Origin of the sequence: Bradyrhizobium sp. 1200_D9_N1_1, from assembly GCF_052075915.1 — a bacterium.
GTDB classification, from domain to species: Bacteria; Pseudomonadota; Alphaproteobacteria; order Rhizobiales; family Xanthobacteraceae; genus Bradyrhizobium; species Bradyrhizobium diazoefficiens.
This window is the reverse complement of the sequence record NZ_CP197226.1, coordinates 5,971,100-5,996,082: the sequence shown is the minus strand read 5'-3', so window position 1 is coordinate 5,996,082 and position 24,983 is coordinate 5,971,100. Positions and strand designations below refer to the sequence as shown.

The following is a 24,983-nucleotide window of genomic DNA, read 5'->3' as shown; positions in this document are numbered from 1 at the left end:
CCAGCGGCATTCGTCGACCAAGATCGGAGCAGTATGCCGAACCAATTGTCATAATCCTTCCTGATGCCCCTAAACGAAGATGTTCTTGGTCCTGTAGGGTGCCGACGCATAAGCTTTGTGCAAAGAGGGGTATTGCCTTGGTATCGCGCAGTCGAGGACGGCCAGCGATGACCACCAGCGACGATGCGGTGGCGATTTTGAGCGTTGAAGCTCCTCCGGCAGCCCGGCGGCGACCGCGGTGGCGCCTGGCTTTGCCGGTCGGGCTCCTTGCCGTCCCGATGCTGGCATTTCTCACATACTTCTTCTTCTATCCGGCGCTGGGGCTGCTGCTCTCGAGCATCCAGACGCAGGACAGCCGCGGCATCATCGGGCGCCCGTTCACGCTCGCGCACTACGCGCGTCTGATCAACGTCGAGCTCTATGCGCGCGTGCTTTGGACAACGCTGCGGATCAGCATCATCACCTCGGCGCTCGCGACCGTGCTCGCCTATCCGGTTGCGCTGGTGATGGTCAAGAGCCGTCCGATGGCCACGCGGATCATCACGCTGATCGTCATTGCGCCCTTGATCGTCAGCGTCGTCGTTCGTGGATACGGCTGGCAGCTGGTGCTCCAGAACGGCCCGAAAGGGATGTTGAACTGGATCTTGATGACGCTGCACGTCGTCGACGCACCGATATCGGTTCTCTACACCGAAGTGGCCGTCGTCATCGGATCGCTGCACGTGTTCTTCCCGATGATGGTGCTGCCATTGGCGTCGGCGCTCGGCAAGATCGATCCCAATCTCGAAGATGCCGCCCGCATGCTTGGCGCTCCATGGTGGAGGGTGTTCCTCCGGGTGACGTTGCCGCTGAGCATGCCCGGCTTCGTGGCGGGCTTTACCCTCGTATTCTCGCTCACGGCCGGCTCCTTCGTCATCCCCGCGATCCTGGGCGGTGCCTCGGCGGTGATGCTCGGCAATCTGATCGAACAGCAGATCTTCGTCGTCTACGACTGGCCGTTCGGCGCTGCGATTGCCGTCGTTCTCGTCGGCCTCGTCCTCGCGGTGAATGGCGTCTCGATGTGGCTTCTGGAAGGCCGGCGTCTCAGGAGGCCCGACTGATGGACGAGCGGTTTTCAGGCTTCGGCGCCTTCATCCTCTACACCATCACCGCCGGCATGATGCTGTTCATCCTGGCGCCGCTGCTCCTCGTCATGGCGGTGTCGGTCTCCGATTCCTATTTCGTGACCTTCCCCCCGCAAGGCTTCACGCTGAAATGGTACGCCAAGGTTCTCCAGGACCGCGACTTCCTCGAGGCGATGAGGCTGAGCATTCTGCTCGCCCTCGGCACGACGGCGGGCTCGCTCCTGTTCGGTGTGCCCGCGGCCTTTGCACTGGTGCGGGGCAGGTTCTTCGGCTTGGCGGCGATCAAGGGGTTCTTGCTGTCGCCGCTGATTTTCCCGGCGCTGGTCACGGGCCTGGCGCTGCTTCAGGTCCTGACCAAGCTTGGCTCGCAGGATGCGCGGCTCAATCTCCTGATTGGGCACGTGGTCGTGACGTCGCCCTATGTCATCCGCACCGTCGTCACCAGCCTTCAGCTGGTGGATGAGAACCTGGAGGATGCCGCGCGCACCCTCGGCGCAAACCGGCTGACGACCTTTTGGCGGGTGACGTTGCCGCAGATCGCCTCCGGCGTCGCCGCCGGCGGGTTGTTCGCCTTCATGGTGTCCTTCGACAACTACCCGGTCACGATGTGGCTAGCGAACTCCGAATACTCGCCCGTACCGCTCGTTCTGATGCGGCAACTGGTCAACGTCTTTGACCCTTCCGTGCCTGCAATGTCGACGATCATCATCCTCATGGCGATGGTCGGCGTCCTACTGCTTGAAAAGCTGGTTGGCCTACGCCGCGCGCTGGCCGCCTGATGTGCATTGGTAGATGGAGATTGGACCCATGAAGCTGACACGTAGGACTCTCATTAAAGCCGGTGCATCTGCGATCGCCTTCCCGACGATCATCAGCCGGGCGTCGGCGCAGGATGCCAAGCAACTGCATGTCGGCGTCTACAATTCGGCGCTCGGCAAGCTTATCCAGAAAGAGGTCATTCCCAAGTTCGAGGCCGAGTTCAAGTGCCGCGTCTTCACGATCGAAGGTGCGACGCTCTCCAACATCGCCGCTCTTCGCGCGACCCGCGACACGCCGCGCTTCAGCATGATGATGATGGACGACGTCGGCATTCCCCAGGCCAAGCAGGAAGGGCTGATCGACAAGCTCGACGCGAGCAAGATTCCCAATCTTGCGAAGGTCTATCCGCGCTATCTGTTCGAGGAGGATTATGGCGTCGGCTTCTCGATTTCGAGCGCAGCCATGTTCATCAATCCGCAGGTGACGAAGCCGCTCGAGAGCTACGAGCAGATCTTCGACGCCAAGTATCGCAAGCAGATCCTGCTGAATACGCCCAAGAACACCCAGAGCGTGCTGATGCTCATCGTGGCGACGGCGCTCACGACGGGCAAGCCGCTGAAGGAGGCGCAATACCTGGTCGATAGCGGCTGGGACAAGCTCGCAATGCTCAAGCCCAACGTCCTGACGATCTACGACAGCGAGGCGCAGGTGCTTCAGGTGGCGCAGGGGCAGGCGACCATCGGCGGCATCGAATATTCGAAGGCGATCTATCCGCACACGGCGAAGGGCATGCCGATCGACATGACCTTCCCCAAGGAAGGCGCGTTCACCGGCATCAACAGTATGACGCTGGTCAAGAATGCGCCTGAGCCGGAGCTCGCCTGTGCCCTGATCAACCGCATTCTGGAGCCCTCGGTCGCCAAGATGCTGTCCGAGCAGACTCTCAGCGCGCCCTCGGTGGGCGGTATCGACTTCAAGCCGGAGACGGCCAAGTTCCTTGCCTATCCCGACACCAAGGCAACCGATCTCGGGCTGTTCACGCCGGACTGGAAGTTCATCGTTCCGCGCCGCGGTCCGTGGCTCGAACGCTACAATCAGGTGTTCACGAGCTAAGGCAGGGTGCCATGAGGTCTTCCGAAGTCAGGCTTGACCGCCTCAGCAAGGAATACAACCGCACCGTCGCGGTCGACGATGTCTCGCTCACGATCGAGCCGGGCCACATGGTTGCGCTGCTCGGTCCGAGCGGATGCGGCAAGACGACCTGCCTGCGCATGATCGCGGGGCTGATCCGTCCGACATCCGGCGACGTCTTCGTGAACGACAAGAAGATGACGGACGTTCCGGTGCACCGCCGCAACGTCGGGATGTTGTTCCAGAACTACGCGCTGTTTCCTCACCTGACCGTCGAGGAGAACATCGCATTCGGTCTCGAGATGCGCGGGATATCCAAGGCCGCTGCCGCAAGGAAGGTGGGCGAAGCCCTCAATCTGGTCCAGCTGTCGAGCTTCGGGAAGCGCTATCCGGCGCAGCTCTCCGGTGGTCAGCAGCAGCGCGTCGCACTGGGGCGCGCCCTGGTGATCGAGCCGGCGATGCTGCTGCTGGACGAGCCGCTCGGGGCGCTCGACAAGGGACTTCGCGAAAGCATGCAGGTCGAGCTGCGGGCCCTTCAGCGCAGGCTCGGGTTGACCACCATCATGGTGACCCACGACCAGGACGAAGCCCTGACGATGGCCGACAAGATCGTGGTGATGCGCGATGGCAAGCTCGAGCAGGTCGGCTCGGCGACCGAAATCTACCAGCGTCCGGCCTCGAAATTCGTCGCACAGTTCATCGGTGCGTCAAATCTGTTTGAGGGTCTCATCGAGCAGCGAAACGGAAGCGGAGCGGTCATTCGTGTCTCGCCCGAATTGAGCCTCCAGGTCGACCAGATTACGCAATCGGCAAGCGATGTGATGGTCTCGATCAGGCCCGAAGCGATCTTCGTCGAGCGCGTTGGCCAGAGTCCGACGGCGCAACGCGCCAATAGCGTGACGGCGCGTGTCGACCAGGCCATTTATCGCGGGTTTGTCAGTCACTACTACCTCAAGACGCCGAGCGGCGGCCAGATCATCGTGTTCGAGCAGAATCAATCGCAGCAAGCGGGACTTCGATACGCCGTGGGCGAGGAGGTTGTCGCGCGATGGGAGTCCCCGAGCAATCACGTCATTGCCCGTCACTGAAGCTCGGAACGAACGCGACGTCTCGCGGGCAATCGACATCCCTTATACCCGCAGACGAACATCGTCTTGGATCGGCTTGCGCCGCTTGGCTAGATCTAGGGGTGGCAGCGCCACGTGCGTTCGATCAGCGAGGCCCTTTTGTCGATTAATCAGCCCAACGCCCCTTTTGTCGGCACGATCGAGAAAAGTCCGAAGATCAGCCTGATCGGCACACTTGCAATGCTGGTTGAGGCACCGGGTGACTTCGACCTGGTCCAGCAGGGCCGCATCTGGGCCCTTGCGGATGCGGTTTCTACCTGGCCCAACGTCCAGGAGGCCGTCATCGGCGTCACCAATGTGATGCTCGTATTCGAGCAGCCGCCGGCGGATATCGGCATGCTCGGCGCCTCGATCGTCGAACTGTGGCATCGCGTGCCGAGCCGAAAGGCCGACGGCCAGCTCATCGAAATTCCCGTGATCTACGGCGGGGAGCTCGGCTTCGACCTGCCGGCGGTTGCGAGACGCGCCGGATTGTCCGAGCGTGACGTCATCAGGATTCACAGCGAAGGCGAATACACCGTGTGCGCCGTCGCGAGTTCGCCGGGTTTCGGATATCTCCACGGTCTCGATCCGCGCATTCACACGCCGCGCAAATCCGTGCCGTCGCTCAACATGCGGGCGGGCTCGGTGACGATCGGCGGGATGCAGACGGGCGTCGCGGTGCTGACAAGTCCGAATGGATGGAACGCGATCGGATGGGCATCGGTCACCATGTTCGATCCACAGAGTGAGCAACCGTCCCTGATGCTTCCGGGCGATCGCGTCAGATTCAGAATCGATCGGGTCGAGCTGTGATCGAGATATTGACCAGCCCCGCCTTTAACACCATCCAGGATATTGGCCGCCACGGCGCGCGTCGTTTCGGCGTGAGCACGTCCGGCGCCATGGATCCCGTCGCGCTCGCCGCCGGCAATGCGCTGCTCGGCAATGAAGATGGTGCGGCCGGCATCGAGATTCAGACCTTTCCGTTCCGCCTGCGCTTCCAGACAGATACTGCGTTTGCGCTCACTGGCGCCGATCACGACTCGACGCTGGCGGGATCAACCGTCCGGCCGTGGTGGTGCACGCAGGCAAGGGCGGGCGACGTTCTCGCGATCACCGCGCCGCGACGTGGCGCGCGGGTCTACACGACGTTCGGCGGCGGCATCGATGTTCCGCGCGTGCTGGGCTCGCGTAGCACTCATCTGCGCGGCGGCTTCGGCGGGCTCGAGGGCCGTACCTTGCAGGCGGGCGACGTCGTGCCGATCGGGAGTTCGTCGCGCGGCAGCGTGGGCCGCTTCGACTTCGGTGTGGCGCCGCCGGATGTCGCGATTCCAGGCGCCGCTCCGGCGGATGACCGTGGGCTGCGGTTACGCGTCATGCGGGCCGGCGAGTTCGACCTGTTCTCGGAGGAGATGCGGGCGACGTTCTGGTCGACGCGATGGAAGATCAGCGGCCAGAGCGACCGGGGCGGCTACCGTCTCACCGGCGGCAAGCTGACATTGGATGCGCCGGTCGAGATGCGCTCGCACGGCGTGGTGGCTGGCGTCGTGCAGGTGCCGCCGGCCGGCGAGCCGATCATCCAGATGAGCGACGCCAATACGGCCGGTGGCTATCCGAAGATGGCGGCCGTGATCCAGGCCGATCTCTGGCGCCTCGGCCAGGCGGCGCCGGGATCGTTCATTGCCTTCAGCGAGGTGAGCTACCAGGACGCGGTCGCGGCCATGGCTCCGGTCAACGACTACCTCGCGAAGTTGCGTGCGACCGCGGATCTCTATCGAGCGCTTTGAGTGGACATCAACAATAACAAGAGCAGGGTACGAACATGAAAATCGGCATCAATTCGGACATGGGTGAAGGATTCGGCAATTATCGCATCTGCGACGACGAGGCGCTGATGAGCATCGTCTCATCGGCCAACGTGGCGTGCGGTTTCCACGCCGGCGATCCCATCATCATGGATCGCATGGTTCGCCTGGCGAAGCAGAAGGGGGTCGAGGTCGGCGCCCATCCGGGCCTGCCCGACCTTCTCGGATTTGGCCGCCGCGTGATTCAGATGGACGCCGCCGAGCTCGAGAAGCACATGGTCTATCAGATCGGTGCCTTGCAGGCGATCGCGGCCAATGCCGGCCACCGCGTGACCCATGTCAGCTTCCATGCTGCGATGGGCAACATGGTCAATGCGGACCCCGATATGGCTGATGTCGTCGCCCGCGCGATCGCGACCATCAATCGCGATTTCATCGTGTTCTCGCAGCCTGATGCCGAGATCGTGCGCGCCGCGCGCAAGGTAGGCCTGCGCACCCTGACTCTGTTCCTGGCTGATCGCGCATATGACGAGAACGGCCATCTGGTGTCCCGCAAGCTTCCCAACTCGGTCGTCACCTCGACTGAAGCCGTGGCCGAGCGGGTCAAGCGGTTCCTGGACAGCGGGACGGTGCAGACCATCGAAGGCAAGTCGATCAAGGTCGAGGCGCGCTCGATCCTGATCCACAGCGACACGCCCGGATCGGTCAACCTCGCCGGCACGGTGCGCCGCGTGATCGAGCAGGGCGGCGGCGAAGTCACGCCCGCAACTGTCCTGCTCAATTGATAGGGCTGCTCCCGGCCAGCGGGCGGATGCGCACAATCGGCGTGCCGTAGCCGACCGTTGCGCCAGGCTCCGCGATCACGGCATCGACGGTGCCGGCGGCCGGTGCCACGATGGGCGCATACAAGAGCCCGATCTTGACGAGGCCGACGACCGCGCCGGCCTCGATGCGTTGACCCTGTGCGACGAACGGCTTGTCCCGCCAGGGATGAGCCGCAAGGAAATGCCCTGCGACGTCGGCTTTGGCGATGACGGAATGGTCTGCAGCGGGGGCAGCAAGCGTCGGTGACGCGGCCATCCGCGGACCCGTGTCGACGACCAGCTTCAGGGACTGGCCGGGCTCCTCGATTTCGATGGTGTCGACGCCGGATTTTTCGAGGATTTGCGCCAGACGCGCGATGTCAGTCAGCTCGATCGGCATGTTCTGGTCTCCTCGACAAGGTGAACATTGGTCCTGAGCCGATCGAGATAGGCCGACATCTCGGCCTCGGCTGCCAGCGCATCGGTGTAAGCCGTTTGTTCGAACCGCAGCTTGCCGCCGAGCCGCGCCTGCCCGACACGCCACAAGTCGGCCCGGATCACGGTTGCGATCTTCGGGTAGCCGCCAGACGTCTGCGCGTCGCGCATCTGGATGATCGGCTGTCCGTTCGGTGGAATCTGGATGACGCCAGGGACGATGCCGTGCGAGCGCTTCTCGATCGGCACCTCCGGCTTCACGGTGGGGCCTTGCAGGCGGTAGCCGTAACGGTTGCTCTGCGGCGTGATCTTCCAGCTGCTGGACCAGAACAGCGCCTGCGTGGTGGCGTCGAACCCGTCATATTCGCCGGCAATCACGACCCTGACGACGGTCTCGTCCGGCGTAGCGTTCGGCCGCACCAGCGTGATCTCGGCGGGCTCGACCCCGAGCTCACCGATCGTAGCAGTGGATGCCGTACAGGACAGGATGTCGCCGGCCTGGAGCGGCCGTCCGTGCCAGCCGCCGAACTCGCCGCGAAACTGCGTGCTGCGTGAGCCCAGCACCATGGGCACGTCGATGCCGCCGCCGAATGTCAGATAGCTTCGCGCACCGCGGGGCATTGCCTTGACGGTCAGGATATCGCCGGTACGGGCGTGCGACCGCCACCATGGCGGGATCACGCGTCCGGCGATCTCCGCCTCGACATCGGCGCCCGTGAGCGCAAAGGCCATGTCCCGGCCGAAACGAAGCTTGAACGGCAGCATCGGGATTTCGATGCCGGCGGAGTTCTCGTCGTTGCCGAGAAGGATGTTGCCGGCCCGCAGGGCGACATCGTCCATCGCACCCGACGTGCCGACCCCAAAGCGATACTGATCGAAGCGGCCGAGATCCTGGACGCTGGCGGGCCCCGTGACTGACACAATCTCGATCACCGGATCACCCGTTCGATCTCGAAGCGGATCGTATCGCCCGGCGCGAGTGCGGCTGGCGTCGGCCAGGACGGATCGAAGAAGGTCCAGCTCGTATGCCCGATGGCGTGCCAGCCGCTCGGCCCGGGGGAGGCGGAGACACCGGTCTGCGATCCGCCGATCGAGACCGAGCCGCCCGCGGAGCGTTGCAGCGGCGTCTGACGGCGCGGCATGGTGATGCGTCGATCCATGCCGCCCAGATAGCAATAGCCGGGATGGCTGCCGAGCGCGAACACCGTGTAGAGCGGGGCGGCGTGGATCGAGACCACGTCGTCGACAGACAGGCCGCAATGATCGGCGACGGACTGAAGAGACGATCCGATCTCGCCGCCATAGGTGACCGGCAACCTGATCTCGCGCCCGCTGATCGTGAGGCCTTCCGCCGCGTCCCAACCGTCGTTGAGAGCGGCGATCAAGGCGTCCAGCTCGCGCGGAGGGGTAGCGAAGGTCAGCATCAAATTGGTGATGCCGGGAATGGCCTCGCGGATCCCTGGCCATTTCGATGCAGTGGCCGCCAGCGACCAGATGCGCCGCTGGTGCGGCAGGTCGAATGCGCCCGGTGCCTCGAACAGGAGGGCCGATGTCCCGAGCAGGCTGATCCGCGGTCGGTCCGGGGCCGTCATGGCGCGGCCGCCCGCGCATTCATCCAGTGCTCGAGATGGTGGATGTCGTAGCCGCCACGGCAAAACGCGGGATCGGCGAGGATCGCCTGATGCAACGGCACATTGGTTCGGATGCCTTCGGCGCGTAGCTCGGACAAGGCGACGCGCGCACGCGCCATAGCTTCCTCGCGGCTGCCACCATGAGCGATGAGCTTGCCGATCAGCGAGTCATAGTGCCGGGGAACGGTGGCGCCGGCGGTGATATGCGAATCGACGCGGATGCCGATGCCGCCGGGAACATCCCAGCGCGTCACCATGCCGGGCGAGGGAGCGAAGGTGGTGGGGTCTTCGGCATTGATGCGGAATTCAATGGCATGGCCTACACGTGCGATGTCGCCTTGCGCGATGCCCAACGGCTCGCCTTGCGCGATGCGGATCTGCGCCTTGACGATGTCGATCCCCGTCGTGGCCTCGGTGACGGGATGCTCCACCTGGACGCGCGTGTTCATTTCGATGAAGAAGAATTGGCCGTTCTCGTAGAGGAATTCGAATGTGCCGGCGCCGCGATAGCCGATCCGCCGGCAGGCTTCGACGCAGCTTGCGCCCACCCGCTCGATCAGAGCGCGATCGATGCCGGGCGCGGGGGCTTCCTCGACCACCTTCTGGTTCCTGCGCTGAAGCGAGCAGTCGCGGTCGCCGAGCCAGAGATGATTGTCATGCTGATCGCACAACACTTGAATCTCGATATGGCGGGGCTTTTCGAGGAATTTCTCGATGTAGACCGCAGCGTTCTTGAAGGCCTTGCTGGCTTCCGCGCGGGTCAGCGCCAGCGCGTCGTCTAGCGCGCCTTCGCTGCGCACGATCCGCATGCCGCGTCCGCCGCCGCCTCCGGCGGCCTTGATGATGACGGGGTATCCGATGTCCCGCGCGATCGCGTGCACCTCGGACGGATCCTCCGGCAGGGCGCTGTCCGGCCCGGGCACGCAAGGCACGCCCGCCAGCCGCATCGCGCGCTTGGCCGCGACCTTGTCGCCCATGGTCCGAATACAATCCGCCGGCGGGCCGATGAAGGCGAGGCCGGCGCGCGCGACCCGATCGGCGAACTCCGCACTCTCCGAGAGGAATCCGTAACCCGGGTGGATCGCCTGGGCGCCGCTGACCTCGACTGCGAGCAGGATCGCCGCAACGTTGAGATAGGTGCTGCTTGCCGGCGCCGGCCCGATGCAGAGTGCCTCATCGGCGAGTGCGACATAGCGTGCGTCGCGATCCGCCTCCGAGTGAATGACGACCGTCTTGAGACCCATCGCCCGACAGGCGCGCTGGATGCGAAGCGCGATCTCGCCCCGGTTGGCGATCAGGACCTTGTCGAACATCAGGATGAACCCGCCGGCCCAATCCGGAACAGAGCCCGCCCGGCCTCGATCTCCTGACCATCCTCTGCGAGGATCGCAAGCACGACGCCGGGCGCCTCGGCGGCGATGTCGATGAAGGTCTTCATCGCTTCGATGATGCAGATCTTCTGCCCGGCCTCGATCCGCGTGCCGACCTCGACCAGCGGCGGCTCGTCCGGCGCCGCAGCCCGGTAGAAGATGCCATGCATCGGCGCCGGCACCACGATGTCGGCGGCAGCCTCGGGAGCTGGGCTGTCCTGATGATCGAGAGCAGGGGCCTCGACCGCTGCCCGGTTTGCAGGCGGACCCAGGGCCGCAGGCGCGCGCTTGAGGATGCGGATGCGGGTGCCGTTCTGCGTGAGGTCCAGCTCGGCGATGGAGGAACGCGTAACGAGATCGACCAGTTGTTCGATTTTGGAGAGGTCCACGGTCACGCTCCGCGTTGACGGCCTGTCGAGTTCGGGGCGTTCATGCGTCACTCGGCCGGCGGCCGGCTCTTCTGTGCAAAATTGAGGCCGCCGACGACCTGCTGGGTCGGCAGGACTTCCATGAAGGCAACATTCATGCGTGCCGGGGACCCAACCGCGAACGCGATCGAATTGGCGATGTCCTCGGGCTGGAGAGCATCATAATCGTCAAAGAAGCGGCGCTTGGCTTCGGCCAGATCACCCAGCAGCCGTCCGAACACTTCCGTCTCGACCCGGGCCGGCGATATCTCGGTGACGCGAACCCTGGTCCCGTAGAGGTCGACGCGCAGTTGCTGCGACAGCGAGTGAATGCCAGCCTTCGTGGCGTGATACACGGTGTTTCCGCCACCGAACGCGTAGTGACCTGCGATCGAGGAGATGTTGACGACATGGCCGCGGTCGCGGCGCGCCATGCCCGGCACGATCAGCCGCGTCAGATGCAGGACCGCGCGCAAATTGACGTCGATGAGGGCGTCGACATCCTCTGCCGTCGTGTCCAGAATATTGCCGCGGCGGGACTGGCCGGCGTTGTTGACCAGGACGTCGAACTCAGCCGACTTCGCCAATGCCGCAAGCGCATTGAGGTCGCTGATGTCCACGGCGCAGGGGCGGCAACCGGTCTCCGCAGATAAGGCGCTGAGGCGAGCGGCGTCGCGGGCCACAGCGTAGACCTCGAGCCCTTCTGCACTCAGGCGGCGAACCGTCGCAGCCCCTATTCCGGAGGATGCGCCCGTCACCAGGGCCGTCCGATAGTCCGAAAATCCCATCCGCGAGGGCTCCTCTGCTACCGTCCAACCCGCTGGTGGCGTCGGCTGCAACGCGAGCGGCGGACGAGTTCAGCACTAGCTATAGGCCCCTCAGGTTCCCAGTGGTAAGAACAATTCCTTCTGATCCCATAGCTTCAGCCTATTGCTGCTGCATTTCTCCCTGCCTGGATATCCGGAGAGGCCGTATTGGATACGAAACGTTTGGAGGCCTTCATCAAGGTCGTGGATCTAGGCAGCATGACGAGCGCGGCGAAGGTGCTGAATGTTGCGCAGCCGGCACTGAGTCAGCACATTGCGAGCCTGGAGGCGGATTTCAAGTGCAAGCTGCTCGACCGCAGCGCCCGCGGGGTCAAGCCCACCGAGGCCGGACGAATCCTCTACCGCTATTCCAAGTCGATCCAGCGGCAGATTGAAGAAGCCAGGCGCACCATTCTGGACAACAAGCCGGAGCTGACCGGCAACGTCACGATCGGTCTGGCCCCGCTCAGTTCGGCGGCGTTGCTGGCGACCCCATTGCTCACGCAGATCCGCGAACGCTATCCCGGCATCGTGCCGCACATTTATGACAGCTCCGGGGTCATGCTCAGCGAGATGATGCTGAAGGGGAGCATGGACATGGCTGTCCTTTACGGCGAGCGCCCGGTGACCGGCCTCGATTACAAGCCGCTGATGCGCGAATACTTCTATCTTGTCGCGCCCCGCGGCATGTATCCGGAGCAGATGCCGCCGGAGGAGGTCTCAGCGGCGGAGGTCGCACAATTCGACCTGCTTCTGCCATATCGGGAATCCTTCCTGCGACAGACCGTGGAGCGCGTCTGCGCCGAGGTGGGCCTCCGCCCGCGCATCGTCGCCGAGATCCACTCCCAGTCGACCCTGTCTTCGGCGATTGCAGCCGGAGTGGGGGCGGCTGTGCTGCCCATGTCGATCGCAAAGGAGTTGCCGAACCTCGACGAACTCTGCATTCGGCGGATCAACGCGCCGTCGGCCTCGCAACAGATGTCGCTATGCATTTCCGACAATGCCGCGTTGTCCGACGCCGCATTCGCCGTCTACAAGATCCTGCTCGAGATCATCGTCAAGACCTGGGGGCCGTTCGAGGCCCAGCTCGGCTCGGTTGCCATCGCCTCGGGTGGCCCAGCGTCGCCTCCGGATGAGCCGAAGGACGAGCCATAACGAAACACGATGCGGCAATCCTAAAATCTGAATTTTCCGCCCAAAGGCGGTTGGTTATGGAGGTGTAACGGAGATCGCGACCGCAAGGAGGTTACCATGGTGCATGTAATCAGGACATTCGATCGGCCCGCCGCCGAGCTTGTCGAGCGCATCAAGAAGTTTCCTCCGTCCACCCTTCACGAAGCGCAGGGACGATCGGGTGCGCTGACCTTCCGCATCAAGCCGATCTATTCCGGGATGCGCGCTTGCGGACCGGCGTTGACGGTGAGCTGCCATCCCGGCGACAATATGATGTTGATCACGGCGATTTCGTTGGCAAAGCCGGGCGACGTGCTCGTGGTGAGCGCGGGCGAACATCCCGAGCAGGGCGGCTTCGGCGAGGTGCTGGCGACGGCCTGCGTCGCCAAGGGCATCGTCGGCCTGGTCACGGATGCGGGCGTTCGCGATGGCCTTGCCGTGCGCGACACCGGCTTCAACGTCTTCTCCTACGGCCTGTGCATGAAGGGCACCGTCAAGGAGACCCTCGGCACTATCAATCAGCCGATCGTCATCGGCGGGATCGCCGTCCGCCCCGGCGACATCGTGAGCGCCGATGACGATGGCGTCGTCATCGTGCCGAAGGAGAACATCGCCGACGTCTGCGTCAAGTCGGCGGCGCGCGAGGACAAGGAAGCCGACGTGATGAAAGCGCTGAAGGCCGGCGGGAACATCCTCGAGCTGTCCGGCATCGGCAAGGTGCTGGAATCCAAGGGCTGCACCTTCGCCTGAGCGATCAGGCGACGCAGGCGCGTAACAACAGGAAAACGAGTGTCAGCCATTCTCGGCTCGGGCGAGCACCGCTACCGCGTCGTCGACAATTGGGCGAAACTGCCGGATGGCTGGCAGCTCACCGACGTCGCTTCCGTCGCGGTCGACAGCCGCGACCGCATCTACGTCTTCAACCGCGGCGCCCATCCGATGGTGGTGCTCGACCGCGACGGAAATTTCCTGCGCAGCTGGGGTGAGGGGCTGTTCTCCCGCGCGCACGCCCTGCACATCGACGCCGACGACAACCTCTATTGCACCGATGACGGCGACCACACCGTGCGAAAGTGCACCACTGACGGCAAGGTGCTACTGACGATCGGTGTTCCCGAAAAGCCCGCGCCGTTCATGAGCGGCGAGCCGTTCCATCGCTGCACCCACACCGCGCTGTCCCCTAAGGGAGAGATCTACGTCTCCGACGGCTACGGCAATGCCCGCATCCACAAATTCACGCCGGACGGCAGACTGAATCAAGAGCTGGGGCGCGCCCGGCACCGATCCCGGCCAGTTCAACATCGTGCATAATATCGTCACCGACGCCGATGGTTGGGTCTATGTCGCCGACCGCGAGAACCATCGCGTGCAGGTGTTCGACGGCAACGGTAAATACGAGGCGCAGTGGAACAATCTGCACCGGCCGTGCGCGCTGTGCTGTTGCGGTGGCGGCAAGAGCCCGACCTTCGTGATCGGCGAGCTCGGCCCTGCCATGCCGGTCAACCGCAAGGTACCCAATCTCGGCCCGCGGTTGTCGATCGTGGACGCCAAGGGCAAGCGTATCGCGCGCCTCGGCGGCGAGGATGGCCCCGGTCTTGCGAGCGGCAAATTCCTCGCGCCGCATGGCATTGCGCTGGATTCCAAAGGCGACATGTATGTCGGCGAGGTCGGCGTGACCGACTGGAAGACTAATTTTCCTGACGAGGACATGCCGACCGTGGTTCGCACCACGCGCTGCTTGCAGAAGCTGCAGCGCGTGGCGGAGGTGCCTCGCTAGAGGGCGATCTGGCTAGCCGATCATCGCTGGGGAAGGTTCGATTGGAGGCAGACGGCCGACGCATAAAGTGCGGCATAAGAACGCGAATTATACTCACATCGCTCGATGAGTATAACCGAGCCGATCTCGTCAACCGGTATGCCAGGAAGATCCAGGATGCACGTTATGCGAGCGTCGCGTGCAATTTCGCATGTGTGTGCAAGGCCGTGTGCACCGAGACTCCGAAAGCCGATTTCCGCTTCCATTTTGTGCATATCGTCCTACAAGAACCGATCGGCGACAGCTTGATCAAAGCAGATTTTTCAATCGGTCCAATCACGCTTAGGATCGGTCGAAGTCAAAATATATCAATGAAATGAATGAATTAGATCGAAAATTCGCCACGGCCCCCATGATGGATTGGAGCGAGAGTTCAAGTTTTTCAATCGGTTAGAGCGCGGCGTGTGCACCGAGAGATCAAGAAAAATCTTACGACATCTAACCTGAGCAAGCGTGCTGAAGTGCGGGCGCAGGGCGCCCCTTTCTGGCGCCGCATTCGCGCAGCAGAACTTGCAGCTTAATAGATCAATGATGCGGAAACCTGGGATTGGAGCGGCTGACTCTTAATCAGCGGGTCCCAGGTTCGAGCCCACCAAATCAATAGCTTGGCGAGCAAAACCGTTTGAGCAGCTGATTTTTCAAACGGTCTTTCTTGCGGACAACGCACTGCCGAGCAGGCGGGGACGACGTTGACCGGGCAAATGTCGCCTGGCTACATCCGATCGCCGTTCTCGACGTGGAAAGCCCTCAGCATCGCAAGACAGGTGCTCGTTGCAGCGCCCACTTCCAACGCGTTGGATACGGCGGCCGACAGTGCTTGCACGTTTGCGATCGTCACGGTGATGAAACCGGGCTTGGCAACCAGACCCGCTGCGACGGCCTCCGCGATAGCATGCTCGTTCGATGCATAGGAAAGGAGCTTAGAGTTCTGGTCGGCGGCAAGCTGGGCCGCATCAATGAGATGCTGTCCAGGCGCGCGCGCGTCGCCATCGGCCGGAAGGACCGCAAGCAGGTTCATCGCTTGCGACAAGCGTTCGAGAATGAAATAGCCGCCCTTGGCATCCGCGAGCACCTCGACGGGATGCGGCCGCTCGAGAAACTGTCCACTGAACTCACCGATATCCGGGTAGGTGAATCGTAGACCGCGTTGTGCGCGACGGTTCACGCGACGAAACAGCTCTTCGATGAGACTGCTCGTCAGGACGCAAGGTTTCAATTCGCCCGGCAATCCGTCATTCCAGCCAGCGGGCGTGGACACATAGGCGGTGGTTGCCGCCATCGCGCCTGCGCGCAGGAGCTGAAGGCCGCTCGACTTATTCTGCGGCATGAAGCCGAGCGCGACGGCGCCGCCGCGCTCGGCAATCCGCCGCATCGCTTCCGATATCACGTGCATGTAGGCGCCGCGGGCGGACTTGACCGGAAGCGACCACGCCGCCGTCAGGATTCCGGCCAGCAGAGTTCCGCCGTCGGGCGTGATCATTCGCCGATAGGAGATGCCCGTTCCAGCAATCGCAGCACCGTTCACCTCGGCGACGACGATATCGGCCGGTTCGGACAAGGATGACCGCGCAAAACACCACCGCCAGCGGCGCCCGTCGCCCCAATCGCCGAACGATCGGTTCAGGGCGGCGAGATGCTCGGCTTCAAAGCCTGCGGGGTTGATGCTGACCTTCACAGATCATTCGCCTTGCCAATGGATGCCTGCGGCAGCGCCGCAACGCAGCGCGCGGCAATCTCGCCCATGCTGGTCCACCAGAGGTCCTCGCCGACTGTCTCCAGGTAATCAAACACCGCATGCAGGTGATCGCAATATTCATCGCCGAGCCCATCCAGCGCAACATAGGATCCGGCCCTCTTGATGACATGCGCCTTGATCGCAAGCAGACCACCGTGATCGATAATTGACCTTGCCCGGTCGATGGTCGACGTCGCCTGATAGTTGGTCGTGAAGTTCAACAATCCACCGGATATCCATTGTGGCGCGATCAGTGACGTACCGGTGAGCCCGCTCATACCGCTCCGCGCTTCACGATGCACGGCGCTCACGAGGTCGCGCGAGGAGCCGACGAAGGTCAGGCCGGCGTCCCGCATTGCCCTCGCAAGTCCATGGCTCAGGTACCAGCCGGGCGGCGACATTCCCGGCACGAACGCCAGGTTGGCGGCGTGAAAGATTTGGAAGATCCCCGCCAGACTGCGCCGGCATTCCTCCTCGCTCGCATCCAGGTATTCGAGATGCGTGGGGTGGCGTCCGCGGTTGTGCGTGAGGCCGTGCAGCCCGATTTCAACCCTTGGCAGGTTCTTGAGGAATTCGATGAAGCGCGGAAACCTGTCGATGCGCATCGTGCCTTCGGGCAACGTATTCCATTCGCACCAAAGACGCCGCACACCGGGAATGTGCATCAGCAGCGGGTGCGAAACGGATGGGTGTTTTGCGCGCCAATCGGCCGTCACGAACAGAGTAGCGCGCAGCTTCGAATGAGCGGTCAGCAGGCGGATCAGAAAACGAAGCTGCCCATGGTCGAGGTCGCCGCCAGCCTCATAACTGTCGCGAGAGGTACCGGGATGGACGTCGTCGATGGTGAACACGACGGCAGCCTTCTTGCCCGGCGGAAGCCAATCGGGAGGGATACCAGCCAACCCGCGTGCCGGCAGCCGTGCAAACGAAGTGCTCTCGCTTCTGTCGGGCGCGAAGGGGGGTAGGGAGGCCGGACGCACGGAAGTCACGGCATCAACCTCACTCGGCACTGTCGCAAACGGGCGGCTCAATCGGTGTCTGCTGCAGCGCCGCTTGTCCGGGTCCATTCGGCTGCAACCCGCGCCGCAGTTCCGCAAGCTTCCGCATCAAGCCCCAACCGGGGGAATGTTTGCCGAGCCAGGACACCGTCTGCTGGCGATACATGCGCAAATACATCGGCGCTTCGACCCATCGACGCGACGCGTGCAGGCCAGCGGTGACAAGTTGACCTCTGAGAGTCGAAAGATGACTTCTGACCCATGAGGTCAGCCGTTGCCGGTACATTCGCAGATGCATCGGCAATTCGATGTGCCAGCGCGCAAGGTGCAAGCCAGCGGTCACGCGACGATTGGCCCATCGGATTCGCAGCGGCAGCAACGTCCCGGGAGGAGGCCCGTACGGAAGCTGGTTCGCGATTGACCGCCAATACGTATCGAAGCTGAAGGTCGTATCGAGAATGCTCTTCAGGCGGTTGCGATGCGTCGGCCAGTGCGAGGTCATGTAAAAATCCCTGTGCGCGACGCGTAGTACGAACCAGGCAAGGATCGGGACGCCGATCGCACAGCGTGCAAGGCTCACCAGCGGATTGTAGAAGCGACGGCGTAGGACCGATCGTTCCGACCGGTACAATTGATCGAGATCGGCGCATGTGCGCGCCAGGCTGAAGCGCTCCCGGGCAAGAAGGCCACCGTTCGCGGCAAGCGCGCGAGCGCGCGGCCGGTCACACAGCATGTCGTTGATACCGCGCGCCAGGTCCGCAGGGTCGGAGGGACGCACGAGAATGCCCGTCTCGCCGTCGATCACGCAATCGACCATGCCGCAGACCGCAGTTGCAACTGTCGGGCATTCTACCATGAGGGATTCGATCACCCCGCCCACGTTCTCATAGAGTGAGGCCTGAACCGCCACATCGGCGCCGCGAAGGATTCCGGCCGTGTCGCGACGAAAGCCGGTAAAGATGATGCTCTCGGAAAGACCGAGATCCTGCACCAGGTGCCGCACCTCCTCCATGTAGGCGGTCCCAGGCTCCCCCCAGCCATTGCCCACGAGCACGACCTTGGTTTCCGGATGCTTGGCAAGAATAGCCGGCGTGGCCCGAACGAGGTCGACAAAACCCTTCGGGTTCTTTCCGCGTAGGACGGCGGGCACCCAGTCGTTATCCGACATTTTCGCATAGAAATAGGCGACCTTCACGACGATCTTGGTCGACGATGGCCAGCCATACTCCGCCCGCAGGTCGACGGCCGGGGTTTTGTCCGGATCGTACTGATCGTTGTCCGCGCCGTAGTAGATCACCGCGCGGCGCGCCGAGGCGACACCGAGACGGGCGAGGATGTCGTCGGTGTACTTGCATGATGCGATGAGACGCGTCTCCGTCCACCACGTCAATCGGTCCATCCAGAACGTCCGGGGCACTTCGAGATGGAAAGGCGAGGCATACATCGCAAGCCGCACCGGGACGTCGGCAAACCAGGCCGCGAACCGCGTCGCAATCATCGCAAACAGCAGATGCGACTGCACGACATCGAAGCGTTCCCGGCGCAGCCACCATGCAAGCCGCCAGACCGCCGCCGGCAGCCGCAGAACCGAAGCGACGCTATCATAGGCGCCGAAGCCCTCCTCGGCGTGAACCCGGATACCGGCTTCCTTCAGCATGTCGATCAAGGAGCCGTTCGAACCGCCCACGACCGCCGTGACATCATGTCCATAACGGTCTCGCAGCCACGACAACTGCTCCACGGCCCAGCGAGCGCCGTTGGTCGCCGAGACGAGGTGACAGACTCTCAACGACCCGACCTTGTCTCCACCGCCAGATGCGCGATTGATTGTTCGCATGGTCATCGGTCCCGCGCCTCGCTGTCTGGCTCGGCAGCAGAGCCGAGCAGGCGACGGAACTTGGCACGCAGACGCCTGCGAAGACCCCAGCCGAGCTTTTGTCGACCGACGAATGCATAGAAGCGGTAGAGCATCATCCGCCCGGCAAGCCTCAGTCGCGGAGCAATCGGCGCTGGAGGCTCGATCGTCACAGAGATGAACTGCTCGTTCGCGGGTGCGGCCGCGTAAGGCGCAGGAGCAGATGCAGTCCTGGATCGCAGCACCGCGTTGATCAGGCGCAGCATCAACCGGCGCAACGCGAGGAAGTGCCACGGCCGCCAACCGGCATCCCAGGCTGGCAGCAGATTGCTGTCGAACACCGTATAGCGGAACGCCAGGTAACCACCGACGAGGGCCCCACAAAACAACCGAAATGCGCGGCGAACGGAGCGGTAGCCGGCCGGTGCCCGTGCATACAGCCGCTGATAAAGCCGGTGCTCGTCCTCCACCGTCGTTCGCAGCGTAAACCTCTCGAGCATGCGCGCCCGGCCGTGACGACCGAACTCCCTTGCGCGCGAGGGGTCGCGCAATAGTTCGAGAATGCCCCTTGCAAGCTCGGCCGGATCGGCTGGGCCGACCAACACGCCGGTATGGCCGTCGATGACACTATCGACGAGGCCGCCAACTCGCGTCGCGACCATCGGACATTCCATCAAGAGGCCCTCGATCGAACCTCCGAGGTTTTCGCTAACCGAGGCCTGAACGGCGACATCGAGCGATTTGAGCACGGCGGGAATGTCCGTGCGGTAGCCGGTGAAGACGACGCTATCGGAAAGACCGAGTTCGGCGACCAAAGCCTGCATCTTGGCCATATATTGCCGGCCGCCTTCCTCCCAGCCCGACCCGACCAACAACAGTTTGGCATTGGGAAAGTCGGCGAGCACCGCAGGCATTGCCCTGATAAGGTCGACGTGGCTCTTGACCGGGCGCCCCTGCGCGGCCGGCGGCGTCCATCGGTTGACGCCGAGTTCGGGATAAAAATAAGCGACCATCCCGATCAGCGGCGTATCTGCTGCCCAGCCATGCTCGGCGCGCAAATCCGCGGCAACCTCACGCGACGGCTCGAACCTGGTCTCGTCCGGCCCGTAATAGATGACCTCGAGGCGCTGCTTGCGCACGCCCATTGACAGATACAGTGAACGGCTGAACTCGCAGGACGGGATGAGCGCGGTATCCATCCACTGCGTCGAGCCATCGATCCAGCTCGGCGTATAAGCCTCGAGATGGAATGGGCCTGCGATCATCGACAAGCGTACCGGGACATCGGCGAGCCAGGCCGCGATGCGACCGATCACCATGGAATGGAACAGGTGCGTCTGGATGATGTCGAAGCGCTCGCGCTCCAGAATACGCCCTAGGTCCAGGATCCGCTTGGGCAGTGCGAACAAATCGCCACCGCCGAGAAACTGGAAATCGCTCGCAAGGACGCGAATACCGGCAGCATTGAAGCGGTCGACGAGCGCCCCGCTGGTTCCGTTCAAGATGACGCTGACGTCGTACCCGAAACGATCCCTGAGATCCCGCACCTGCTCAAACACCCATGCCGCGCCTTCAGTCGTCGCCGCGATGTGACAGACGCGGAGCTGCCTCGTCGTCGGAGCCGGCATCGTGCCTTTGACCGACGGGCCATGCGCGATCTCGACGGCTTGCCGAGCGGAACCAAGAGTCGTCGTGCGAACAAGCGGCATGTTGCCAACTGTGTCATTTTCCATTACTCAGCACTACAATATTCATCCAAAAGTTTCCAACTGGCTCGGGTACAGCTCCGGCCCGACTCCGGGGAGCAAGTGAAAATTTGAACGCAAATGGCGCGGTACCTAGGATCGCTTGCGTAGGCGCCGGCGGGCACGGAAAGGTGGTTGCAGACGCCGCTCTATCGCTTGCGGGGCATAAGATCGTCGGATTCCTGGACGACAATCCGTCGCTATCGGGTCGTTCGATCATGGGACTTCCCGTGCTGGGGCCGATTTCGGCCTGGCGTGATCACAATATCGATGGCCTCATCCCGGCGATCGGAGCTAATCGCGCTCGGCGCGACATCATGCAGCGCGAGACGTCGCGAAACGCAAAGGCGATCACGATCGTTCACCCCTGTGCGACGGTGAGCACCTGGGCGGAGTTGAAGGCCGGCATCGTCGCGTTCGCCGGTGCCATCGTCAATGCGTATGCAAAAATCGGGCAGAACGTCATCATCAACACAGGTGCGATTGTCGAGCATGATTGCGAGATCGGCGATCACGCTCATGTGGCGCCGGGGTGCTATCTGGGCGGCGAGGTGAAAATCGGCGAGGGAAGTCTTCTCGGGCTGGGCAGCCGCGTCCTGCCGGGAGTGAGCATCGGAAATTGGTGCGTCATCGGGGCCGGCGCAGTCGTAACTGAGGATGTCGCCGATCATGCGACGGTCGTCGGAGTGCCAGCACGGAGAGTGCGATGAATGAGAAAGGCATTATCAGCACGCCGATGTCGCAGCCCGATATCACCGAGGGCGATATCGATCTCGTCGCACAGGTGCTGCGAAGCGGCCGGCTCAGCATCGGAGCCTATATCGAAGAGTTCGAGAAGCGCGTACGCGACTATGTTGGCACGCGATATGCCGTCGCGGTCGCCAGCGGCACGGCTGGCCTGCACCTGTGCATGCGGCTTGCCGGCGTGAAGGAGGGCTCGGAAGTCGTCACGTCACCCTTCAGCTTCGTCGCCTCAGCCAATTGCATCCTCTACGAGCACGGAACGCCGGTGTTTGTCGACATCGACGAAGACAGTTTCAATATCGATGCGGATGCGATCGACGCGGCGGTGAACGACCGGACGGTCGCAATCCTTCCGATTCATGTCTTCGGCCGTCCCGCGCGCATGGACCAGATCTGCCGCACCGCCGACCGGCGCGGGCTTGCCGTGATTGAAGACGCCTGCGAAGCGATCGGCGCGGAGTTCGACGGCCGCAAGGTCGGCGCGTTTGGGCGCGCATCCGTCTTCGCTTTCTATCCCAACAAGCAGATGACCACCGGCGAGGGCGGCATCGTAACCACCGACGATCCGCAATGGGATCGCGAGCTGCGAGCCTTGCGCAATCACGGACGCGCCGGCGACGAATGGCTGCAACATCATCAGTTGGGGTTCAACTACCGCCTCAATGAACTCAGTGCCGCGCTGGGTCTCTCGCAGATCTCGCGCCTCGACGACCTCTTGGACCGGCGAGCTGCGGTGGCAGCGGCTTACAACGATCGCCTGGCGCGCATCGTGAGCGTCAAGCCACTCAGTGCGGCTGCGAACACCACGCGGATGAGTTGGTTCGTGTACATCGTGCGGTTGGATGCTCGCCTGTCGCGCGACAATATCGCGTCGCGGCTTGCGGAACGCGGGATTCCGACGCGAAATTATTTCCCGCCGATCCATCTTCAGCCGTACTTCGCCGAGCGTTACGGCTACCAACGCGGCCAGTTTCCTGTGACCGAGCGGGTCGCCGCCAGCACGCTGGCTCTCCCCTTCCACACCAACATGCCGGAGCAGGCGGTCGACCACGTCTGTCGCGCGCTTCAAATGGCGATCGACCAGGAAACCCGTCGTTCAGCCTAGGAGGACTGCCGCGCAAGGTCGAGCTGCATCTCTTGCAGCACAGCGTCGATCTCACCCGCCGCTCGAATACGGCCCCGCTCCATCCACACGGCTTTGGTGCACCATTTCCGGCAGATGTCGAGATTGTGGGAGGCCAGCACCAGGATGTTGGCACGCTCGACAAAGGATTCGATCCGGCGTTGCGCCTTCGCGAGAAAGCTCGCATCTCCCGCCATAATCCACTCATCCATCAGGAGGATTTCGGGCGAGAAGCAGGTGGCGACGGCGAAGGTCAGGCGCGTCATCATGCCCGAGGAATAGGTTCGCACGGGAACGTCCAGATAGTCTCCGAGCTCGGTGAAATCGGCGATATCGGGGATATAGGATTCGATCTCGCCGGCACTCAGCCCCAGCAGCATGCCGCGCAGGCGGATGTTATCGTAGCCGCTCAGATCGCCGTCGATTCCGACAGCGATATCGAAGATCGGCGATATGCGACCGCACGACGTCGCGATCCCCAGCGTCGGCTCATAGACGCCGGCCATCACGCGTAACAGGGTGGTCTTGCCGGCGCCGTTGGCGCCGACGAGCGCAATGCGTTCGCCTGCGGCGATCGACAGGGAGACGTCTCTCAACGCCTCGACGACGATCCGCTCGTTCGCATCGCTGGCGAGCTGCCCTCCGGTTCCGTGGAACAGCAGGTGCTTCTTCAGCGAACGAGATCCACCCTGGTAGATCGGGAAGGACACGCTGACCTTCTCCAGCGTCACGAGCGGCTTGCCCCGAAGGCCGTCAAGCATTGCTGTCCCTTAAACCCAATACGCGATCCGCGCCCGATAACGGGAGAACAACAGTCCCGACAAGGCAACGTTGATCAGCGTGACCAGTCCGACCGCCGCGTAGTTGGAGGCTGTCGGAACCTCCCCGAGCAGCGGCGCGCGAACGATTTGCAGCAGGTGATAGACCGGATTCAATTCCGTCACATAGGCCGGAATCTTCACCGCATCGGGCTTCCACATTAAGGGCGTCACGAAGAACAGGATCTGCACGACGGAGTTGATCACTTGTGGGATATCGCGAAAGCGCGCCGAAATCATCCCGATCGTCAGGCTGATGGCCATCCCGTTGAAGGCGACGATGCAGAGCGCGGGTATCGCCAGAAGCGCAGCTGCGCCCGGCCAGATACGAAAATACAGGATGATGCCGAAATATATGATGAAATTGTGGGCCAGCATGATGAGCTTGGCCCAGCTTGCCCGGTAGACATACAGCGAGAACGGCAGGCTGATTTGCTTGATATAGGCTTCGGCCCCCGAAAACAGCGTACCACTCTCCGTCAAATAGCTCGACATGAAGCCCCAGATCAGAAGCCCGATGCCGCAATAGGGCAGGAACTCCTCGACGGGCTGCTGGAACAACCTGGCATAGAGCAGACCCAGGGAGCCGATCAGGATGCCCATGCTGACCGTGAGCCAGAGCGGCCCCAAGATCGAACGCTGATAGCGTTGCCGGATGTCGTTCCAGCCGAGACGGCCCCACAGCCGCCAGAGTAACAGCCCGCATACGATATCAGCGCGCGCGGCGGCCAAGGCGGAGCGATCGGTGCTTCGCACGACCGAACCGCTTCGCAGTGCCCCCTGGATGGTGCCGCGGGCCATGCCCGATATCTCCAAAATGATGCGCGGCCGCGATTAAGCAGGTTCATGCGGCCAAATCAAAGCTTTCGAGAGGAACGGCAGTAGACCCCGGCTATGGCCGATGGCAAGGCCGTGGTGCCGGTGATCGGCAGCGGCCGCTACGGTAACCTGTCGGCTGAAGAACTCGACGTCGGGCTTGAGGATGCCGTCGCAGGACGAGCAGGACGGCACGTTGAATGACGAGAAGTCCGCGGCCTCGAGATCGGCATCGCCGTCGGGCGCGTCTAGGGCGTCAAGGTCGAGCCAATCGGCGTTCATGCACTCGCCTGAAATGCGGCGCGCTGCGTTTTCGCTGTCAATCGGCTTGCGAATTTTGCAAGCCGATTGACGGACGGGGCCACGTGGCACCCGATGTTTCTAAAGTCGAGGCCCGACGGTATCGGCCGCACTCAGCGCGGCACAAGGCACCGGGCGGAGCGGTCTGATTATCGTGATCTGACTGTCTGGCCTCATCGGGAAACAGTGCGCCTTGGTAACCAAGCTAGTGAGAGGGCACGTCCTGTTCCTGGCAAATAAACGATCCTCAATGGTCGGCAGTGAACGTTGGTGCATGGCCGGTGGCAGCCTTGGCATACGCTGGCCAGCTGCAGACTTGAGCTCGCCCCCTGTTGGCGATGGCTATGACCTTTCGATCAGATCGCGCGAGCGCTCCATCGTTGCCAGCAGCCCGACCCGCGTCGTATATGCCCATAAACCGATACAGTACATGCGAGATGGCGCGCGCTAGATCCTGAAGACAAATGGTGACTTCTGCGG

23 protein-coding genes and 2 pseudogenes are annotated in these 24,983 nt (G+C 62.9%); 12 read left to right on the top strand and 13 right to left on the bottom strand.

All coding sequences use genetic code 11. From position 1 onward, the window contains the following. The first annotated feature begins 167 nt into the window (after positions 1-167). The 7 genes from AB5K84_RS29000 to AB5K84_RS28970 all read left to right on the top strand — a co-directional run bounded on the left by AB5K84_RS29000 (position 168) and on the right by AB5K84_RS28970 (position 6,713). Positions 168-1,100, top strand: a complete 933-nt coding sequence (locus AB5K84_RS29000) for an ABC transporter permease (protein ID WP_038966188.1) — start codon at positions 168-170, stop codon at positions 1,098-1,100. Continuing rightward, the gene (locus AB5K84_RS28995; RefSeq protein WP_025576071.1) at positions 1,100-1,903 is read left to right on the top strand and encodes an ABC transporter permease; all 804 of its coding nucleotides are present in this window, start codon (positions 1,100-1,102) and stop codon (positions 1,901-1,903) included. The genes AB5K84_RS29000 and AB5K84_RS28995 overlap by 1 nt, the downstream gene beginning before the upstream one ends. Before the next feature lie 28 nt (positions 1,904-1,931). Next, the gene (locus AB5K84_RS28990) at positions 1,932-2,996 is read left to right on the top strand and encodes an extracellular solute-binding protein (RefSeq protein WP_231166689.1); all 1,065 of its coding nucleotides are present in this window, start codon (positions 1,932-1,934) and stop codon (positions 2,994-2,996) included. Between the two features lie 11 nt (positions 2,997-3,007). After that, positions 3,008-4,102 (top strand): ABC transporter ATP-binding protein, encoded by a 1,095-nt coding sequence (locus tag AB5K84_RS28985; protein ID WP_011086412.1) that lies wholly within the window; start codon positions 3,008-3,010, stop codon positions 4,100-4,102. Positions 4,103-4,216: 114 nt separating this feature from the next. Further along, entirely contained in the window at positions 4,217-4,936 is a 720-nt protein-coding gene (gene pxpB / locus AB5K84_RS28980; protein ID WP_011086413.1) for a 5-oxoprolinase subunit PxpB, read from the top strand. Further along, positions 4,933-5,910 carry a biotin-dependent carboxyltransferase family protein gene (locus AB5K84_RS28975; protein ID WP_011086414.1) on the top strand — a complete coding sequence of 326 codons (978 nt, stop codon included), beginning with the start codon at positions 4,933-4,935 and terminating at the stop codon, positions 5,908-5,910. The genes pxpB (AB5K84_RS28980) and AB5K84_RS28975 overlap by 4 nt, the downstream gene beginning before the upstream one ends. 35 nt (positions 5,911-5,945) lie before the next feature. After that, the gene (locus AB5K84_RS28970; RefSeq protein WP_011086415.1) at positions 5,946-6,713 is read left to right on the top strand and encodes a LamB/YcsF family protein; all 768 of its coding nucleotides are present in this window, start codon (positions 5,946-5,948) and stop codon (positions 6,711-6,713) included. Here AB5K84_RS28970 and AB5K84_RS28965 read toward each other — a convergent pair. The 6 genes from AB5K84_RS28965 to AB5K84_RS28940 are packed head-to-tail and all read right to left on the bottom strand — an operon-like array spanning position 6,706 to position 11,362. Further along, positions 6,706-7,131 carry an acetyl-CoA carboxylase biotin carboxyl carrier protein gene (locus AB5K84_RS28965; RefSeq protein WP_011086416.1) on the bottom strand — a complete coding sequence of 142 codons (426 nt, stop codon included), beginning with the start codon at positions 7,129-7,131 and terminating at the stop codon, positions 6,706-6,708. The two genes, AB5K84_RS28970 and AB5K84_RS28965, sit on opposite strands and share 8 nt — an antisense overlap. Beyond that, positions 7,116-8,099: a biotin-dependent carboxyltransferase family protein gene (locus AB5K84_RS28960; protein ID WP_011086417.1), complete on the bottom strand. Its 984-nt coding sequence runs from the start codon at positions 8,097-8,099 to the stop codon at positions 7,116-7,118. The genes AB5K84_RS28965 and AB5K84_RS28960 overlap by 16 nt, the downstream gene beginning before the upstream one ends. Continuing rightward, positions 8,096-8,758: a 5-oxoprolinase subunit PxpB gene (gene pxpB / locus AB5K84_RS28955; protein WP_011086418.1), complete on the bottom strand. Its 663-nt coding sequence runs from the start codon at positions 8,756-8,758 to the stop codon at positions 8,096-8,098. Before pxpB (AB5K84_RS28955) ends, AB5K84_RS28960 begins: the two co-directional genes overlap by 4 nt. After that, a complete protein-coding gene (accC, locus tag AB5K84_RS28950; protein ID WP_011086419.1) occupies positions 8,755-10,110 on the bottom strand; it encodes an acetyl-CoA carboxylase biotin carboxylase subunit in 1,356 nt (451 codons plus the stop codon). Before accC ends, pxpB (AB5K84_RS28955) begins: the two co-directional genes overlap by 4 nt. Beyond that, on the bottom strand, positions 10,110-10,556 hold the full coding sequence (locus tag AB5K84_RS28945) for an acetyl-CoA carboxylase biotin carboxyl carrier protein (protein WP_038966196.1): 447 nt from the start codon (positions 10,554-10,556) through the stop codon (positions 10,110-10,112). Before AB5K84_RS28945 ends, accC begins: the two co-directional genes overlap by 1 nt. Before the next feature lie 47 nt (positions 10,557-10,603). Next, positions 10,604-11,362, bottom strand: coding sequence for an SDR family oxidoreductase (locus AB5K84_RS28940; protein WP_011086421.1), 759 nt, complete (start codon positions 11,360-11,362; stop codon positions 10,604-10,606). Between the two features lie 201 nt (positions 11,363-11,563). On the opposite strand from AB5K84_RS28940, the gene AB5K84_RS28935 reads away from it, so the two are divergent. The 3 genes and pseudogenes from AB5K84_RS28935 to AB5K84_RS28925 all read left to right on the top strand — a co-directional run bounded on the left by AB5K84_RS28935 (position 11,564) and on the right by AB5K84_RS28925 (position 14,330). Then, the gene (locus tag AB5K84_RS28935) at positions 11,564-12,535 is read left to right on the top strand and encodes a LysR substrate-binding domain-containing protein (RefSeq protein ID WP_049823434.1); all 972 of its coding nucleotides are present in this window, start codon (positions 11,564-11,566) and stop codon (positions 12,533-12,535) included. 96 nt (positions 12,536-12,631) lie between these two features. Further along, positions 12,632-13,303 carry a 4-carboxy-4-hydroxy-2-oxoadipate aldolase/oxaloacetate decarboxylase gene (locus tag AB5K84_RS28930; RefSeq protein ID WP_011086423.1) on the top strand — a complete coding sequence of 224 codons (672 nt, stop codon included), beginning with the start codon at positions 12,632-12,634 and terminating at the stop codon, positions 13,301-13,303. Between the two features lie 39 nt (positions 13,304-13,342). Then, positions 13,343-14,330 (top strand): annotated as a pseudogene (locus AB5K84_RS28925) (peptidyl-alpha-hydroxyglycine alpha-amidating lyase family protein). A gap of 751 nt (positions 14,331-15,081) precedes the next feature. Here AB5K84_RS28925 and AB5K84_RS28920 read toward each other — a convergent pair. From AB5K84_RS28920 to AB5K84_RS28905, 4 genes are all read right to left on the bottom strand, one after another. Next, positions 15,082-16,044 (bottom strand): hypothetical protein, encoded by a 963-nt coding sequence (locus tag AB5K84_RS28920; RefSeq protein ID WP_011086426.1) that lies wholly within the window; start codon positions 16,042-16,044, stop codon positions 15,082-15,084. After that, positions 16,041-16,955, bottom strand: coding sequence for a hypothetical protein (locus AB5K84_RS28915; RefSeq protein WP_162494081.1), 915 nt, complete (start codon positions 16,953-16,955; stop codon positions 16,041-16,043). Before AB5K84_RS28915 ends, AB5K84_RS28920 begins: the two co-directional genes overlap by 4 nt. Before the next feature lie 148 nt (positions 16,956-17,103). Next, entirely contained in the window at positions 17,104-18,945 is a 1,842-nt protein-coding gene (locus AB5K84_RS28910) for a glycosyltransferase family 4 protein (protein WP_011086428.1), read from the bottom strand. Next, positions 18,942-20,690 (bottom strand): glycosyltransferase family 4 protein, encoded by a 1,749-nt coding sequence (locus tag AB5K84_RS28905; RefSeq protein WP_011086429.1) that lies wholly within the window; start codon positions 20,688-20,690, stop codon positions 18,942-18,944. Before AB5K84_RS28905 ends, AB5K84_RS28910 begins: the two co-directional genes overlap by 4 nt. Positions 20,691-20,773: 83 nt before the next feature. On the opposite strand from AB5K84_RS28905, the gene AB5K84_RS28900 reads away from it, so the two are divergent. Beyond that, positions 20,774-21,412: an acetyltransferase gene (locus AB5K84_RS28900; protein WP_038966191.1), complete on the top strand. Its 639-nt coding sequence runs from the start codon at positions 20,774-20,776 to the stop codon at positions 21,410-21,412. Beyond that, the gene (locus AB5K84_RS28895) at positions 21,409-22,551 is read left to right on the top strand and encodes a DegT/DnrJ/EryC1/StrS family aminotransferase (RefSeq protein ID WP_011086431.1); all 1,143 of its coding nucleotides are present in this window, start codon (positions 21,409-21,411) and stop codon (positions 22,549-22,551) included. The genes AB5K84_RS28900 and AB5K84_RS28895 overlap by 4 nt, the downstream gene beginning before the upstream one ends. Here the strand turns inward: AB5K84_RS28895 and AB5K84_RS28890 are convergent. The 3 genes and pseudogenes from AB5K84_RS28890 to AB5K84_RS28880 all read right to left on the bottom strand — a co-directional run. Beyond that, entirely contained in the window at positions 22,548-23,330 is a 783-nt protein-coding gene (locus AB5K84_RS28890; RefSeq protein ID WP_011086432.1) for an ABC transporter ATP-binding protein, read from the bottom strand. The two genes, AB5K84_RS28895 and AB5K84_RS28890, sit on opposite strands and share 4 nt — an antisense overlap. 9 nt (positions 23,331-23,339) lie before the next feature. Beyond that, complete coding sequence (locus tag AB5K84_RS28885; protein WP_011086433.1) at positions 23,340-24,188, bottom strand: ABC transporter permease; 849 nt, start codon at positions 24,186-24,188, stop codon at positions 23,340-23,342. 120 nt (positions 24,189-24,308) lie between these two features. Next, positions 24,309-24,482: pseudogene (locus tag AB5K84_RS28880) on the bottom strand (NAD-dependent protein deacetylase); the annotation flags it as partial. Positions 24,483-24,983 lie beyond the last annotated feature (501 nt).